Source organism: Paenibacillus sp. FSL R5-0713 (genome assembly GCF_037973325.1).
Lineage (GTDB): Bacteria > Bacillota > Bacilli > Paenibacillales > Paenibacillaceae > Paenibacillus.
Genome location: NZ_CP150229.1, coordinates 1,753,629 through 1,769,460, shown reverse-complemented (window position 1 = coordinate 1,769,460; position 15,832 = coordinate 1,753,629). Strand labels below are relative to the sequence as shown.

14 protein-coding genes and 1 pseudogene are annotated in these 15,832 nt (G+C 39.4%); 1 reads left to right on the top strand and 14 read right to left on the bottom strand.

Features of this window, described 5'->3' with window-relative positions; genetic code table 11:
• Positions 1–31: 31 nt before the first annotated feature.
• From MKZ12_RS07960 to MKZ12_RS07945, 4 genes and pseudogenes are all read right to left on the bottom strand, one after another.
• Positions 32–763 (bottom strand): restriction endonuclease, encoded by a 732-nt coding sequence (locus MKZ12_RS07960; protein WP_339259757.1) that lies wholly within the window; start codon positions 761–763, stop codon positions 32–34.
• A 1,015-nt stretch (positions 764–1,778) separates the two neighbouring features.
• Positions 1,779–2,283: pseudogene (locus tag MKZ12_RS07955) on the bottom strand (diadenosine tetraphosphate hydrolase).
• Positions 2,284–2,536: 253 nt separating this feature from the next.
• Positions 2,537–3,367, bottom strand: a complete 831-nt coding sequence (locus tag MKZ12_RS07950; protein WP_339259755.1) for a phospholipase D-like domain-containing protein — start codon at positions 3,365–3,367, stop codon at positions 2,537–2,539.
• A 345-nt stretch (positions 3,368–3,712) separates the two neighbouring features.
• Positions 3,713–4,171 (bottom strand): tyrosine-type recombinase/integrase, encoded by a 459-nt coding sequence (locus MKZ12_RS07945; RefSeq protein WP_339259753.1) that lies wholly within the window; start codon positions 4,169–4,171, stop codon positions 3,713–3,715.
• A 115-nt stretch (positions 4,172–4,286) separates the two neighbouring features.
• On the opposite strand from MKZ12_RS07945, the gene MKZ12_RS07940 reads away from it, so the two are divergent.
• Complete coding sequence (locus MKZ12_RS07940; protein WP_339259752.1) at positions 4,287–4,673, top strand: hypothetical protein; 387 nt, start codon at positions 4,287–4,289, stop codon at positions 4,671–4,673.
• Positions 4,674–4,861: 188 nt separating this feature from the next.
• Here the strand turns inward: MKZ12_RS07940 and MKZ12_RS07935 are convergent, their stop codons facing one another.
• The 10 genes from MKZ12_RS07935 to MKZ12_RS07890 form a co-directional block, all read right to left on the bottom strand.
• Positions 4,862–6,661 carry a serine hydrolase domain-containing protein gene (locus tag MKZ12_RS07935; RefSeq protein WP_339259750.1) on the bottom strand — a complete coding sequence of 600 codons (1,800 nt, stop codon included), beginning with the start codon at positions 6,659–6,661 and terminating at the stop codon, positions 4,862–4,864.
• A gap of 119 nt (positions 6,662–6,780) precedes the next feature.
• A complete protein-coding gene (locus MKZ12_RS07930) occupies positions 6,781–7,155 on the bottom strand; it encodes a hypothetical protein (RefSeq protein WP_339259748.1) in 375 nt (124 codons plus the stop codon).
• 105 nt (positions 7,156–7,260) lie between these two features.
• Positions 7,261–7,896 (bottom strand): AAA family ATPase, encoded by a 636-nt coding sequence (locus MKZ12_RS07925; RefSeq protein ID WP_339259746.1) that lies wholly within the window; start codon positions 7,894–7,896, stop codon positions 7,261–7,263.
• Between the two features lie 88 nt (positions 7,897–7,984).
• Positions 7,985–8,215 (bottom strand): hypothetical protein, encoded by a 231-nt coding sequence (locus MKZ12_RS07920; protein WP_339259744.1) that lies wholly within the window; start codon positions 8,213–8,215, stop codon positions 7,985–7,987.
• A 95-nt stretch (positions 8,216–8,310) separates the two neighbouring features.
• Positions 8,311–8,760: a hypothetical protein gene (locus MKZ12_RS07915; RefSeq protein ID WP_339259742.1), complete on the bottom strand. Its 450-nt coding sequence runs from the start codon at positions 8,758–8,760 to the stop codon at positions 8,311–8,313.
• An 82-nt stretch (positions 8,761–8,842) separates the two neighbouring features.
• Entirely contained in the window at positions 8,843–9,352 is a 510-nt protein-coding gene (locus tag MKZ12_RS07910; RefSeq protein ID WP_339259740.1) for a hypothetical protein, read from the bottom strand.
• A gap of 442 nt (positions 9,353–9,794) precedes the next feature.
• Positions 9,795–10,124, bottom strand: a complete 330-nt coding sequence (locus tag MKZ12_RS07905) for a hypothetical protein (RefSeq protein WP_339259738.1) — start codon at positions 10,122–10,124, stop codon at positions 9,795–9,797.
• Positions 10,125–10,374: 250 nt separating this feature from the next.
• Positions 10,375–10,683 (bottom strand): hypothetical protein, encoded by a 309-nt coding sequence (locus MKZ12_RS07900; RefSeq protein ID WP_339259737.1) that lies wholly within the window; start codon positions 10,681–10,683, stop codon positions 10,375–10,377.
• 326 nt (positions 10,684–11,009) lie between these two features.
• Positions 11,010–13,784 (bottom strand): S-layer homology domain-containing protein, encoded by a 2,775-nt coding sequence (locus tag MKZ12_RS07895; protein ID WP_339259735.1) that lies wholly within the window; start codon positions 13,782–13,784, stop codon positions 11,010–11,012.
• A gap of 298 nt (positions 13,785–14,082) precedes the next feature.
• Positions 14,083–15,810, bottom strand: a complete 1,728-nt coding sequence (locus MKZ12_RS07890) for a helix-turn-helix domain-containing protein (RefSeq protein WP_339259733.1) — start codon at positions 15,808–15,810, stop codon at positions 14,083–14,085.
• Positions 15,811–15,832 lie beyond the last annotated feature (22 nt).

Sequence of the window (15,832 nt, the reverse complement as noted above, 5' to 3'; positions counted from 1 at the left end):
AGTTATTTCATTTCAATAATCACTATCCAATTCATTTATGTATAAAATACTTTTCAATATCATTATTCTCAAGTTTAAGTGCCATTTGTTCATCATAAGGAAATAACATAAATTTCAGCTTATGGTATTCAGCAAATGAAACTAGAACTTTAAGATGTAATTGACTGACTCCTCTTACTACTCCTCCAACTTCTTCACAAATTGCTTCAGCAGTCTTTTTAGACGTGAATAAATAAAAATACTTTTCTTCTTCGTGAGGAAGAATCACGTACGTACCGGTCACTTGTTCATTCTTTTCTTCCATAAGAGTCCAAAAGGGCTGGCCTAAAACCTTTTCATTTGGTAATATTATACCAATTTTCGCTGCAACTACTTTCGCCAACAATGGAAGTTCACCCAAAGCTAATATTTCAATTCCATAATATTTCGCAATTACTTCAGCACCTTCTTGGAACCCACTTGAAGAGACCATAATACCTATACAGTTATCAAGATCGTTTAATTTACCATAAAATTCTTGCACATTTCCTTTGCTAATTGGTCGCCCATGATTTTTGCATTCTATGGCAACTTTATGCTTAACGCCGATTAAATCAAATTCATAAAAGGCATCAATTTGATGTTTTACTCCTGACTTACCTAAAATTTTTATATCTCTCGATACTCTTATTTCTTTGCCTTCAAGAAATAAAAGTGATTGATATACGTATTGGACTAATTCTTCAAATTTCTTACCCTTATCTTGTATTTTATTTTTAGACATAAGATCGCTCCATTATTATATATTTTTAATAATTTCACCTAACGTTGTTGTATTCACGACCCGGCGAATGCCGGATCAAGGACGAATGTCCGCAGCGTGAATATTATGTTAGGCGATGGACTATAAAAAAATTCAAAAATTACTGCTTTCAATAAATCTCAAAAATTCTATTCCAAACTCTGTTATTTCAAGAAGGTCATATGGCCTTGTATCATATCTATTCATACTGTCATCGAGAAGTAAGCTCTTTGATACTAAGTCTTGAACGTAAAATTTATATATATGTCTTTCAAGCTTATAATAGTTATGATGCCTAAATCCATTGCCCCTGCTATAGGATTGTCATTCAAAATCTTTCTATCCGCTGATTCATTGTCATGTTTAATCTCTCATAGTAAGCTTTTCTATAAGTATTTAATATTTCAATCTGCTTCTCATTGATTTTTGAAACGATTTCTAAGAATGTTTCAATATATTCAGTCTCATATGGGGTAGTCATTTGATTTACAAGTACTCTTATAAACCTATGAACCTTTTCTTCTGATTTATTCTGAGAAATCTTCACTATGATCGATTCAAGTAAGTCGCTAAATTCTTCGCTTTTAATGTAATTAAAATTAACTTCATCTTGCTTTCTCTCTCTTGATAGGTATTCTTGTAATTCTTTAATAAAATGATTGATTCTTTCTTGCTTAATACGTGCACGGTTATCAAAAACAGCTTCATTAAGTAAAGTTCCTACATATGGAAGAGCACCAAAGACACCTTTAGTTAAAGAAATTCCTGTTGATTGTATGACAATCTTTTTCTCGATCCAGTGTCACCACTTTTATTTTAGCTTTTGTCTTTCACCTAACGTTCCTGTGTTCAAAACCCGAGAGGCTTAAGGCGACCAACCGGAGCCGGGTCGAAGACTTAGCCTCGCAGGGTTATCTGGTTGCATCCACTTCCCCGATTACTCCTCTGCCAGACCGGAGGCGTCAGCCCGATGCATGAAAAACATTGTTAGATGAGATTACCTTGAGTTACTCACAAAATCCCTCATTCCCTCTCTTAGTATGCTAACCCCTTCTTCTACACACTTCATATTCTCATCGTCATTCGTATTATCCTTGCATGTAATAATGCCGGTCTTAATGATTCTACTGAATTTCCAAATTGGTACATCCATTCATATCTAGGAACCATCCATAAAGGAAAGTGATGTGTTGTATCTTCATTATAAAAATAATAGACCTTATCAATTCCCAATCGTTTTCTTTGTTCACTTCTGAGCTTATGGATTAACGAAATAAATTCTAATTGCTCTTCATCTGTTAATTCATCCATACAGTAAAAATGCCTCTTTGAAGCTAATATAACTAATCCTTTAATTGGGTAAGCAATATCTTGATGGACATGAAAGTTGCTTGATTCAAAATTACTCCACCTGTTGAAGAAATCAAACCACTTGTCAATGCGCAGCTTACACATTCAACTTCTACTGATCTTCCATCAGCCAATGTAATTAGTCTTGGCATTATGCACCTCATAGTTTTGGATTTTGATAAAAACTTGCATCGTAATTTCATCTAACGTTCCTGTATTCATGAACCCCAAAGGGGTTGTCTGCCGAGATGCCTCTCCGAAATCCATACAACAGACCAAGGCTCCATCGGAGCCGTTGCTTGAATATTATGTCATAGGATGTCAGTATCTTCTTCGAAATAATTGTAAGAGTTCAATGTCGTTCTCAGTTATAAATGTATTAGACGTCATTGCCCCATTCCATTTTTATATTTTCTCGATTTTTTTCATTAATTCAATTCTGCCAATACTCTGATATTGCTCATTAACAAAAGAAATTACATTACTTAAATATAAAGATATTTCATTAAGATATATTTGAAAATCATTAAAGGCCGTATCATCAGGAACGAATCTTTCCTCGTGAATTTGCAAATAAAGCGGCCACCAGTCAAAATATACAGGGATCGGGTAGCCGATTTTTTCTAAATCCTTTTCCAAATCGTCTAAAAAACGTAATTGAGGAATATTTCCTGTGTGTAAGTCACTTTTTGTTTCGATTTTCCTCATATCTTCGACTGCTTGTAATATACCTGGCAAAAAATCAAACGGATCGAAACACTCCGGGATATTCGTGAATTCGCTTTTATCAAGTAATTCCTCACAATAAAATTTTCTTAGTTCAGATATGATTTTCTCATCGTTAAAAATAACACCACTCTCATAATTATTATTACTACCAAAGCTAAAATTGGCAGAACCAATAAAAGCGAAATCATCAGCAATAAAAAGCTTTGAATGATTTGTTGGAAGTTCGGCACATAATACAAAATTCTTAAATATATCCTCTATCTCTAATCTGTCTTCGGAAGAGAACGTCATTTTAGCGTATAGCAAATTAACATCAATGCCTAGATTTGCAAAGTTGGATAGCTGCCTATAAAAGCTTCTTTCGTATTTATCTCTAAAGTTAAAATTGTATGTTGCTATATAGATATTTTTTGTTTCCTTTCCACATCTATTTAATAATTCAGCCCAAAAATTAGATTCTTTGAAAAAGATTACTTTACCTTGTGTAAATGAGATTTCTTTCTTCATTTTTTCTCCTCTATAATAAGTTATGATCGATGATGGAAGTCTAAAAATCAAACTTCTCAGTATTATTTGGTTTTTTATGCATTTAAGCTATTTTTCCCCTTAATTTCAAGAAACTAGAGAACGAAATACTTTTGATTTTACTTTTTACTGATTTCCTATAACATCTAATTTATGTACTTCGTGAATACCACGCATCCTGTCCATTAGCTGAACTACGTATATGATAACCCATAATGTTACATTTGCGTAGAAAAATCCGATAAAAAAAGAGATGAGTAGCCTAGTACTTACTCTCCCAAATCCATACGATCCAGCGGGCTTTGAATGCGCTGGATATTTTTCGTACTAAACATGCGTATATCGCTGAGTTGTACGTGCACTCGTATGACCAAGTAACTCCTGAATGTAGCTCAGGTCTGTCCCGTTTTCCAGCAAATGAGTGGCGAAGGAGTGTCTCAGCGCATTAATACTTACCTTTTTCACAATTCCTGCACGTTGTCTAGCTTCTTCAAAAACCTTCTGCACGCTCCGCTCAGTAAGATGTCGATCAGAAGATTGCCCCGGAAACAGCCAACGATTGGGTCTGTATTCATCTATGTATTTCTGCACCATACCCCAGGCAAGGCTTGAAAGAAGCGTTCTCCAATCCTTTTGACCCTTTCCCTGTCGGACAATGAGTGTCTGCCTTTCAATATCCAGATCGCTGCAACGCAGACGCACAACTTCACCTACACGAAGCCCGGAAGAATAGGTCAGAAACAATATGGCCTTATGTATAGGGTTGGATGCCTTACTACCATTCATACGGAATGAAATAATCTACTTACAGATAACGGAAAATGCTGATAGAATATACGAATAATGAAGTTTTTTAATGCAACGATACTGTTCGTATTACAACATAAGGACGGGGTATATTTTGAATACCAAGAAGTTAATATTTAGCGTCTTTACACTTTGTATCCTAATCATATTGAGTTTTCTCAGGTGGGATAATCTTGAATCCAGCGCAGACTTGCATTATAAGTATGATAGATGGGCAGGTCAGAAATGGGTAGAGTTCTATCCGCCGCTAGCTGCTTCTTCCAACAGCATGGAGTTTCCACTTATATATATGGATGAAATCCATCCGAATGATATAAATAAATATTTAGGAAAACAAGCTCTCTCTGGAGAGTTAGTGAACAAGTGGATTGAACGTACAAAGTTAACAGATGGATATATAGGTCTACTATTATTGAATATTCTAGTGATCATTTACAGTTTCTTTAAAGTATTTATTTTGAGAGTTAAAAAAATAGGATGATCTTGATCTCCTTCAATATGCCGAGGCACAAGTTGCCAAAGAGCATCAAACACAAAGGCAACAGTCCCACATAAGGAACTGCTGCCTTTACTCTTTATAATTGACCCCACTTATAAATATCACTTACGTATAGAAGTCATCCGCGAGCAATTGTAATGCTTGAAAATATACATTCAGCGTTTACCACTCTAAACATACAAATTCCACCCCACTATAAAAGCAGCTAAGATGAAAGCCGAAATGCCTGACATAATGTACATCATCTTTTGCTTTTTGATGTAACTGCTCTTCCGCAGTTTGAACATAAGCAAGCCAAGATACGCCACTGCTAGAACTACATAAAGTAGGTTAAACATTAAATTGATCCGTAACGAAGAATAAGCAGGATAATTTGGAAACCTCAACTTCGTTTGTAAGATGAAAAGATTAAGAAGGAGTGCCACACCTGCAAAGTTAATTGCAAGATGATATTTATTAAAATTAGTGTTAGGATTTCTTCGTTTATTTAGTTTATTAAAAAGCATCCGGATTACATAGCCGATCAAAGCAATTAAAGTGAAAATGGCGGCAATCAAAGCAGGAATAAAAGATATTTTAATCAAGTTCACCTTTACATTCGAAACAGGCAAGTAATCAATGTAAGGAGTAAAGGAAATTTTATCAACAACCCCATCATGCTCGACAACATGATAAGAACTACTTAATTCAGCTTTTGTGAATTTCCTTATATCAAGAGCCGTAAATAAATTAGTAAATCTAGATGCTGCCCGTCGTGCGGATTGAAAATATCCTCCCCCCTCCGAAGTAACTCTATTAGAATTGACGTTATCACCGAAAATCTCTTTAATAAGTCCATAACCGTAAACTTCTTCAAAAGACTGATTTGTCATGACCACCACCCCAAATTTAGATTCGGGATCAAAGACAACTTTGCTGGAGAATGCTTTCAAATTCCCCTCGTGCAGCAATGTAGGCACCCAGTATTCCATCTCAACGAACCCATGCGCAAATCGCGGAGTAGAAGTACCTTCATAATATAGACTTGTTGACAACATTTCGTTTAACGTATCCCTGTTCTTAAATAATACATTACTATCATCTACTGGCATCAACGCTGCAAGGAATTTGCCTAAATCTTCTGCTGTCCCCATCGCTGCCCCGGCAGGATAAAAGGTGACGTATCCTCTGTTCTGAGGGATTGGTTTCAACTCTTTCGTATACCCTTCAACCTCATTCCTTCTTTGCACGATATCTGGACGATCTTGCCCCGTTGGATGAACCGTAGTGTCATTCATATGAAGCGGTTCAAAAATATGTTGTTTAACATATTCATAAAAAGGTTGTCCACTTATCTCTTCCACGATGTAACCGGCTAGACCAACGCCGTAGTTCGAATAACCCACTATGCTATTCGGTTTATAGATCTGTTTCGGCTCATTTTTACGCAACGTTTCTCCTAATTCTAACGTTTCTTTCTCGGAGTAATACAACACCCCAGCCGCTGTTTGATCTTCCCAACCCGCATTGTGATGCATCAGGTTCAAGAGGGTAATTGGATCATCGTATTTCAACTTTCTGAAAAATCCATCTGGCAGATATTCTTGGATATCCGTATCCAAATCAAGCTTTCCTTGTTCGACAAGTTGCATCACACTCGTATAGACCAACAGTTTAGAGATGGAAGCCCATTCAAAAACAGTAGAGGTATCCGCCTTTCGCTGATTCTCAATATCTGAGTAACCATATGCCTTATTCACAATGGTTTCACCGTCTTTAATAGCCACAACCGAAACGGCAGCGGTATACTTCTCGTACGACGCAACATAAGCATCAATCGTTTCCTCTAACTTGGATAAAGGAATCCTGGATGGTGTAGTCTCAACCTGTTTCTCATCAGCGTGGGCAGGTACTGCTATTGCCATGATGATAAATATGTATGAAAGAACACAAGCGATTACTTTGTTTACCGTGTGATGTCCACGATTCATCTGCTTTAGCTTCTCTCCTTTTATATTAAAATGTTAATTACATATTCTTGTTTTCACGTATGCGTTTTCAAATGAGTCCACATGAATCTAAATTATTCTCAAATGCAATTACACTCCATTCAGGAGAGAGGTCGGAGAATTTCGCCTTTCCAATTAACGATGTTTATTTCTCTGTCTTTCAAGAGGCACCAATCAATCATTTCACCTATCAACTTTGGCGTGATGATCTCATCGCTCCATTTCGGTGTTAGTACTCTTCTGTATCCTATATATTCTGTTGTCCAGCCTTCGAATTCTTCTCCAATGATGACTATATATGGGGTCTTGTTCTTAATACTGTGTTGTCCCACTTCATAAGTGACGATTAACTTCTTATCCTCAGAAACGATATGTAATTTGATTAGCCCTTCATCGTCAAAATCCGGTTCAACATACCAATAAAATAATCGATTGGAGCGAACGATTTTACGTTTATATTTTTTTCTTACGCCCATAACTCACCTCACATATTCCTTTTTCCTTTGATCGCAGTATTGAGTCAGTTATCCAAGACACAGTTAGAGTAGCTTTGGTATCTGATATCAAAAGCCACACTGAGTTTAAGGAGTAGTACTCTTGTAGAAATTAATTACTCTATCAAAGATCTCGATCTCTCGTTTTTTTATGTGCGGTAATGTCTCGCTATGCTTTACAATATGATGTACATTATCTGCTATAGACTCTGCTTTATGAATTCCCACATATCCTGGTACGAGTTCATTAAGATAATGAAAGTATCTCATTTGAGGTTCAACCATACGTAGGTGTTTATCAAAATTTCTTCTGGATCGTGTCTGATCCATCTCCTTTCGCTTGCGCAGTTCATCTTCTTCCGCCCAGAATAGTACATAAGCATCCGGTAATGATATTTCATTCTCCAATAACTTCTCTCTAAAAAAGTTCGCTGTTTCATCTAAAGATAGGTGCTCATAACCATATATCCAGCTGTACCAGATCTTAAATACATCGCCATCCAAAATCACGTAATCATGTTGTTGATTCTTCTCATATGCTATATGCCATCTTTCAATTTGTCTCTCCTGTAACCACATCATAAGTTCCCTACCTTCAAGATGAGGAGTTTCAAAAAGAATCCCTGTTTCTGGAACAATAAATGCATCATATTGTGTAGCGAACTGCTGACAAGTCGTACTTTTACCTACAGAACTGGCACCTTCGAGACAAATTATCGTCATTGAAATATATTACCTCCAGATATTACTCACAAAATGATTAATCAACCTTCACTGGCTCTTAAGCGATCATGTTGAATTTCATATTAGACTATGCATTGTAGATTTCTTTGATCTTCAGCCATGTTTCATACCAAAACGTTTTTCGTTTAAGAGGTTTTATCACCTTAATTTGGACTTCTTTTCGTTTCAAATAAACCGTGCCATCCACTTCGATGAGTCTATCGCCAAATTCAAATGCCTTATCCTTGCAGTCTTTGTGATAGTGGTTCTCTCTAGTTTCAGACCACTCCGCTTTATCAATAGAATGCCGTTTTCTCAATTATTTAAGATCCTCCTTTAAAGGAAACACCACTATTTACAGCAAAAAGGAAGCCTGTCCCACAACATAAACACTTTATCCGATATTGATGAGCCTTAAGGTTCGTCTATTCCTACGACTTGTTCAATTGCTATATTAAATTCTTTAATATTAATGTTTAATTTCATGATTCCTTCTTTATCAAGCCCTTCGGTATCTATTCTAAAAGTACCTGTCAGTGCTTCCGAAGTATCACCATCAATTTTTTCATTTATGTCCAATTTAATATTTGTATCTATTAACCGCTCCTGAATATCCTTACTTAAGATCGGTTCAACTGTTTTTATAATTATTGATGTATTGGTTCTATTCCGAAGAATAAAATTGTATGTTACGACTGTTATACCTGCATCTTCTTCGCTTTCTCCCAGTCCAATTGTAATCGAGTTTATGTTCAACCCATCCTCAACAATTTCATCCGTCTTTACACTGTATGAAATACAACCACTTAGGGCTAGTATCATTAAAAAAAATATTAAAATCATTGAATGCTTTTGATTTTTCAATTCGGGAACTCCTTTAGTTTTTTTCTATATTTTTAAGATCTATATTTGCAAGCTCAAGTGCAATAGCTAATCTTTCAATCCGTTAACCCCACTGATATAGATCTAAGACATATACTTCATTACCTATGGAAAAATAAATCTGTTCCCAATCAAACTCATCTTTCCATTCAATCTCTGTTACCAGTCTATAAGCTTTAACATTTGACCCTTCAAAGAATTCTTCCAACAGTTTAATCAGTTTATTACTCACGTTATTTGACTCTTTATCTCGTTCTGCAGGCGTTTCTCCATCAGTGTCCGGATATTCAACACTTACGCCAAAATTTTGTAAGCGAAATAAAGAGAAAAACCATCTTGCGGTAATATTAAATATCTCATCCTTCCAATCATCTAATTCGCTTAGTCCTACATATTTAATATCTTTGTGATCTTTTAAATTACTATTAGTATTATGAAGTTCTATTGCTCGTTCTGTTGGCGAATCAATTTTTATAAACTGATATTCGTGCCCATAACATCCTCCGAAGTGAGTAATTAAATTACTTACCCCTTCTAAATATCCATTGATTTTATTGAATAGTTCATGATTCATACAGTCACATCCAATATCTTAGTAAATTGATTTTATCTGTTTCAAAATTAAATTTCTTATTTACTACATAAACTCTTAATATCTTCTACTATAGTTTTTGAAATATGTTTGGATGAATCCTGCGGATACAACCATACTGTAAAGATAAGAGTTAAACATATCGTTAATCCTAGAATAACTCGCCCAACAATTCTAAATCTGGTGTATTTAAGCAAATAATAAACTAAACTAGATGAGATCAGAATAATCACACCATTCATCATAAAGGTCATGGGCAAGCTTATAATCCTGCCTAATCCGGTGTTAGGATATTTTAATAAAAGTAAACTCTCTAATACTACAAATGGAACTGACAGTAGCACAATATAAAAAAAATGACTTTTGAATTTCCTCTCCACTACTGAACTCACCTACTCCAACTCTTTTAATACAATTTCACATATTATTCTTGTTTCCATTGATGTGATTCATGTAGTTTCCCGGTTTCATAAAAATACTTTAGTACTTCAAGCATGGGCATTAATTCTATACAAATGTTATCGCAATAAATGCCTAACTGACCACCAATCACTAAAGAAATTTCACCGTTTCCCTGCTTATCGTTCATAAGCGTATATGTATTATCATCCATTGTAATGGACACAACAAAATATTCCGGTCCGCCTCCAACTAATGCTGAATCTGTGTCTGAAACCTCCAAAAAAACTAATGTAAATTTATCTCCGTCGAGTTTTTTCAAAAAACGCAAACTGTCTAGCCATGTAGGATTCATAACGATCTCTTCATTAAATGTGGCCCCGTTCCGTTCATCAATGCTAATAGAGTTTATCATTTTTTTTATCCTTTTTAGATCATTTTATTGGTTTAGATCCTCCATCTTAAATGCTTCACTATAGATTTCACACAGCTTGGTTGAGTTATCATGCCACTGAATGGGCTTACCATTGATAATTGGGATCTATTCATCCAGACGCCGATGTCATCCACCCTTACCGTGGACATCCACAATTAAATAACATTTATCACACATATCCATCTTCAGGTTCACCAACATCAAAGCCCAACACTTTTGACGCTTCCAACTTAAATGCTTCTATCCAAGAAGTCCAATCCTCGCTATTCATCTGCGCATAAAAGGATAACCCACTAGACTCAACGGATGCTTCAACGAAGACTTCATCCTCATCAGTACCAAACCAATGTGGAATTCCACTGTTATAACCCATCCACCCTGGCATACGCTCATATACTTTAGCAACTTTAGCCCATACCTCATCAGGCAGGTCATACCGTATATTTAGGTTGCAATGATGAGAGTTTATGTTGTTCATATCCATTCTCTCCTTTTAAATTGAATGTATATTAAGATATATCTTCTATTTCTATGTAAAGTATCACACTTCTTTAATTAATAATTCAAGGATACATTTCTTAGTCTTTATATACTATTTTCGTTATCATTTTTGAATATTTTAATCTCGTTATTTCAATTAGGTCATTTGGCTGCCTTAAATTTTAACTTCATAGTCCTTTTGAGAATCGGTACACATAAAAATGCCCCCTCACTATAGCAGGTTATAGCTATACACCTGTTACAATGAGGGGGAAATCTTCGTCTTACGTTCACTCAGCTTAGAAGTTATGAGTTATTTCACAGTTAACCCAGCAATTGATCTATCGTTGGATTCTCTCTCAGCATGCGCATGATCACCGTTAAGGCTTCTGCCCTCGTGAGATTAGCGTCCGGTTCAAACCGATTCGGGCTCTTGCCCTCGAGTAATCCCGCCGTTGCAGCCGCTTCAATGATTTCCTTCGCCCAATGCTTGGGTGCTACATCAACGAATGTAGTGGCATCTCCAGAAGCACTATTCTGGACAATCAGGATTTTCGAGATCATTGCAACCATCTCGGCTCGTGTAATCCTGTAATCAGCGTGGAACGTCCCATCAGAGTAACCGTTGATAACTCCATTGGAAGCAAGAATTTCTATAGAGTCTCGCGCCCAGGAGTTTTGAATATCCCGTAACTCAGACGTTCCGCTTCCTGAACGCAGGGCAAATGCTTTAACAAGAAGTGTGCTGAACTCTGCCCTCGTAATAGAAGCATCCGGTTTGAATCTGCCATCAGGATACCCATTGATTATACCTATCTTGGCAGCGGACAAAATATCTTTGGAAGCCCAGTGGGACGCTGCATCCTGGAAGGTTACTGCGACTGCGTTACCAGCCAATGCTCCTTTTATAAAAGCTACGAGCCGATCGGTTTCAACAAGAGCTTGAAAATGCTTGTTCTCCTTAGCAGGAGGTATTGAAGGTTCCGTTTTAGCCGGAGTACTACTATCGATTGAAGTGCTTGTATTGGTTGAACTGCTTGGAGAGGATTCTGACCCCGAAACTGGCGTACCAGTTACTGTTACGTTTATATCTACCGATTGGGTTCCATAGACAGCACTGACGACAGTACTGCCCGCTGTCTTACCTGTAACCCTTCCATTGTTAACCTCGGCTATTGACGGATTGCGAACAATCCAGGTTACCAATGAGGTCACATCTTTTTGCGACTGATCTGAGAAAACAGCTGTAATCGCTACAGAAACCGTTTGTCCGGTCGATACGCTCAACGTATTCGTAGCGGTCTTTAAATTGCTTAATCCCTGCAAGGTAACGCTCTTTGTTGCGATGCTGCTCATTTTGTTGCCATCGCTTACGGTGAAGCTGATCGTGCGCGTTGTCATATTTGCAGAGACTTGTGTGTTATTGTAAGTAACTGCTTGCAATGCGTTTTGCCACTGCGTCAACGTTGCGGTTCCACCTGCAGATGTCAGCGTCAGCACACCCATGAGAGCATTATAAGTTGCCGTAATATTGCCCATGCTCTCTCTATCATTGGTGTAAGCCAATACGTCTTTTCCCGCGTCGAAGTTGCTCGTGATGCTAACCGTTGCGCTACTCAAGGTTGCATTGTCCAGGTCGGATACGGTTAGACCGCTGTCGATAGACACCGGAGTCGAAGCTCCAGAGATGTAACTAGTCGAGCCACCACTCGTTTTCACAATTGGTGACTGGTCCGTAGCTGCAACCGTTACAATTCGTGTTGCCGTATTACTTGCATCCACACCATCCGTCACCGTGAAGCTAACCGTACGTGTCGCTGTATTTGGCGTAATCGCTGTATTAGTATAAGTTATTGACCTCAAAGCGGCTTGCCACTGCACCAGCGTTGCCGTTCTGCCCGATGATGTCAGCGTCAGCACACCCGTAGCTGCATTATAACTGGCTGTAATATTTCCCTTGTTCAACCCGTCATTAATGAACATCAGCACATCTTCTCCAACATGAAGATTGCCTGTAATCGCCACTGTTGCGCTTGCAAGCGTAGTGTTGCTATCTGCGGTTACCGTTATGCCAGAGTCGATCGCAACCGGAGTTGAGGACGCATTATCTCCAGCAACGAATGAAGTCGAACCGCTGTTTGTAGTCAGCATCGGAGGCGCGATCACCGTCACTTCTACAGGACGTGTAGCAGCAACGCTTGTCTTTGTTCCGTCGCTTACGATATAGCTAATATTGCGTTGCCCTGGTGTGGCGCTCGTGCTTGAAAACGAAATTCCTCTCAACGCTCTCTGCCACTGCGCCAACGTTGCGGTCCCCCCTGATGATATCAGCGTCAGTACGCCAGTAGATGCATTATAACTCCCCGTAATATTGCCCATGCTTGCCCCATCATTGGTGTAAGCCAATACGTCTTTTCCCGCGTCGAAATTCATCATGATGCTAACCGTTGCGCTTGCCAAGGTGGTATTGTCCAGGTCGGATACGGTTAGACCGCTGTCGATAGACACCGGAGTCGAAGCTCCGGAGATGTAATTAGTCGAACCACCACTCGTACTTACGAGTGGTGTCTGGTCCGTAGCTGCAACCGTTACAATTCGTGTCGCCGTATTACTTGCATCCACACCATCCGTCACCGTGAAGCTAACCGTACGTGTCGCTGTATTTGGCGTAATCGCTGTATTAGTATAAGTTATTGATCTCAAAGCGGCTTGCCACTGCACCAGCGTTGCCGTTCTGCCCGATGATGTCAGCGTCAGCACACCCGTAGCTGCATTATAACTGGCTGTAATATTTCCCTTGTTCAACCCGTCATTAAAGAACATCAGCATATCTTCTCCAGCATGAAAATTACCTGTAATCGCTACTGTTGCGCTTTCAAGGGTTGTGGTGCTATCCGCGGTTACCGTTATGCCAGAGTCGATCACAACCGGAGTTGAGGACGTATTATCTCCAGCAACGAATGAAGCAGAACCTCCAGTTAAAGTTAACACAGGCCCCGTTGCTGCAAAGGTTGTCGGCGTAATGTAATTACCGAATCCTGCCTGAAAGGTTAATGCAATGGTGACCAGGACCAACATTTTTCGCAATAAGCTCTTCATCGACTGTTCTCCCCATCATTTAGATTTAATCCTGAGAATCTCACTATTGCTGAAACATAAGCATTAATTAATACTGGAATTAGTTGAAACCCTTATAAAACCTTTGCTACATAGACAAAATCCATTTTGCAACATTATTGAAAATAATTCCTGTGCTTTAAGAACTATCTTTAGAACTTTCGTCCTATTCCAACTCGTTAAAACTAAAAACAGGTCACTTATCCTCTTTACGGAGAGAATAGATGACCTGTCTATAGTCTTTAGAATAGTTATTAGAACCCCGATTAGGGTAAATGCTCTATGTAAATCCCATCAATGCCTTCTCCACCTGATCCACAATCCCATTGATCCCTGTCGGCCCATAACAACCAATCCAGGTTGCCGCATCCACCGAATGCACTCGCTGCTCTTCTCCCCCACCGAGCATCCCCCACACACGCCGTTCTGTCGCGGATATCCCATCCTGCATAAGCTCATTACTGAGCAAAAAGTAATGACTGGCTTGTACAGCCGGTAGTCTATCAACCGAGATATGATAGGCCGTGTCGGCAGTATCGGATACAAATAACGGGGCAGGCAGACCCAGATCACGGTACAACACAGCGCCTGTACGATGTGCGGCAGAGTGAACCCGAACGAGAGAGTCGAGCGGACGGATCAGGGCCACACTTTTACCTGCCAGTACCGGAGCCAGTTCTTCAGACAGCAAAGCAGTACGTCGATGATAATCCGCAAGTATACGCTTGGCCTCTGCCCGCTTGCCTGTCAGTTCACCGAAAAGGCCCAGTATAGTCTGCCAGCTCTCATTACGCTTGAACATAATCACTGGAGCAATCCGGCTTAACCGTTCATGATGCTGATCATGCACCTCGGTGCAAATAATCAGATCCGGTGACAATTGTTCTAAAGCAAGCAGATCAGGATACTCATACGTTCCGAGTAATTCGGTACCCTGAAGTCCTGCTCGAATATATTGAGGGAAATTGACCACCGCACTTCCCGATCCTACACTTCCTACTGGAGACAACCCAAGCGCAAGCAAATGATCGGCATATTGAACATCCAGTACGGCGATACGCTGTGGTGATTCAGTAACTTGATATTCACCTCGCATATGGCAGATCACCGGACCTTGGGCCGACTCGTACGAAGAAGCTGTGCGATTCCGCAGTAAGGCTTGAGCATAGTTTTTATCTAATTCTGAAGCGGCAGCAAGTCGATAACGCAGTGGAGGAACGCCATAATATTTCTTAAACGCCCTGCTGAAATAATACATGTCGCGGTAGCCCATTTTGTCAGCAATTTCCCCAATGGAAGCATCCGTATGATGTAACATCCGAGATGCATTCTCCATCCGCAACTGGATGACGTACTCCATCGGCCCGAGCTGTTTCTCTTGTTTGAAACGTCGCTGCAACTGCCTTACGCTGCATCCAGCGAGGGCTGCCAGCTCTTTCAGCTCCAGATTCTGGCGATAATGCGATGATATATAGGACACGACCACATCCACCATGTCGGACTCTGCTCCACCTTGACCACGCTCATACTCCATGATCAGTTCGTAGATCATCCCCTGAAGCAATGCATTGGCATGAAAACGCTCCAGCCCTTCGCCGCGACGCCATTTGGCAACGATTTTTTCCGCATTCTGAATCCATTCCGCTTGCGTCACAGGATTTTGAATAAACGAAGTTTGCAGCGGATGTTTGCGATACGAGGGCAACGCATGGGAGGCTCCTTCCAGGGAAGAAGCCTTGTACCTAATCACGATATAATAAAGTTCGTCTGATCTGGCCGTCAGCGTAACGGATGTTCCCTTCGCCACATGACAAGCAAAAGAAGCTCCAATGTGGCAAACTTCACCATTCATTGCAAGCTCCCCTTCCCCGCCTATTGCCAGCAGCAACACATTCGAGGTTAATTCGGTTTCGCTAAGAACACTGCTTGTCTGCAAAGTACCGCTATACCCGTCAAGCATCTTGATCGTCGTATCACTCCATAGACTTGTCTGTTCTTGCAGCGGCATTTCTCTCATCTCCTGACAATAG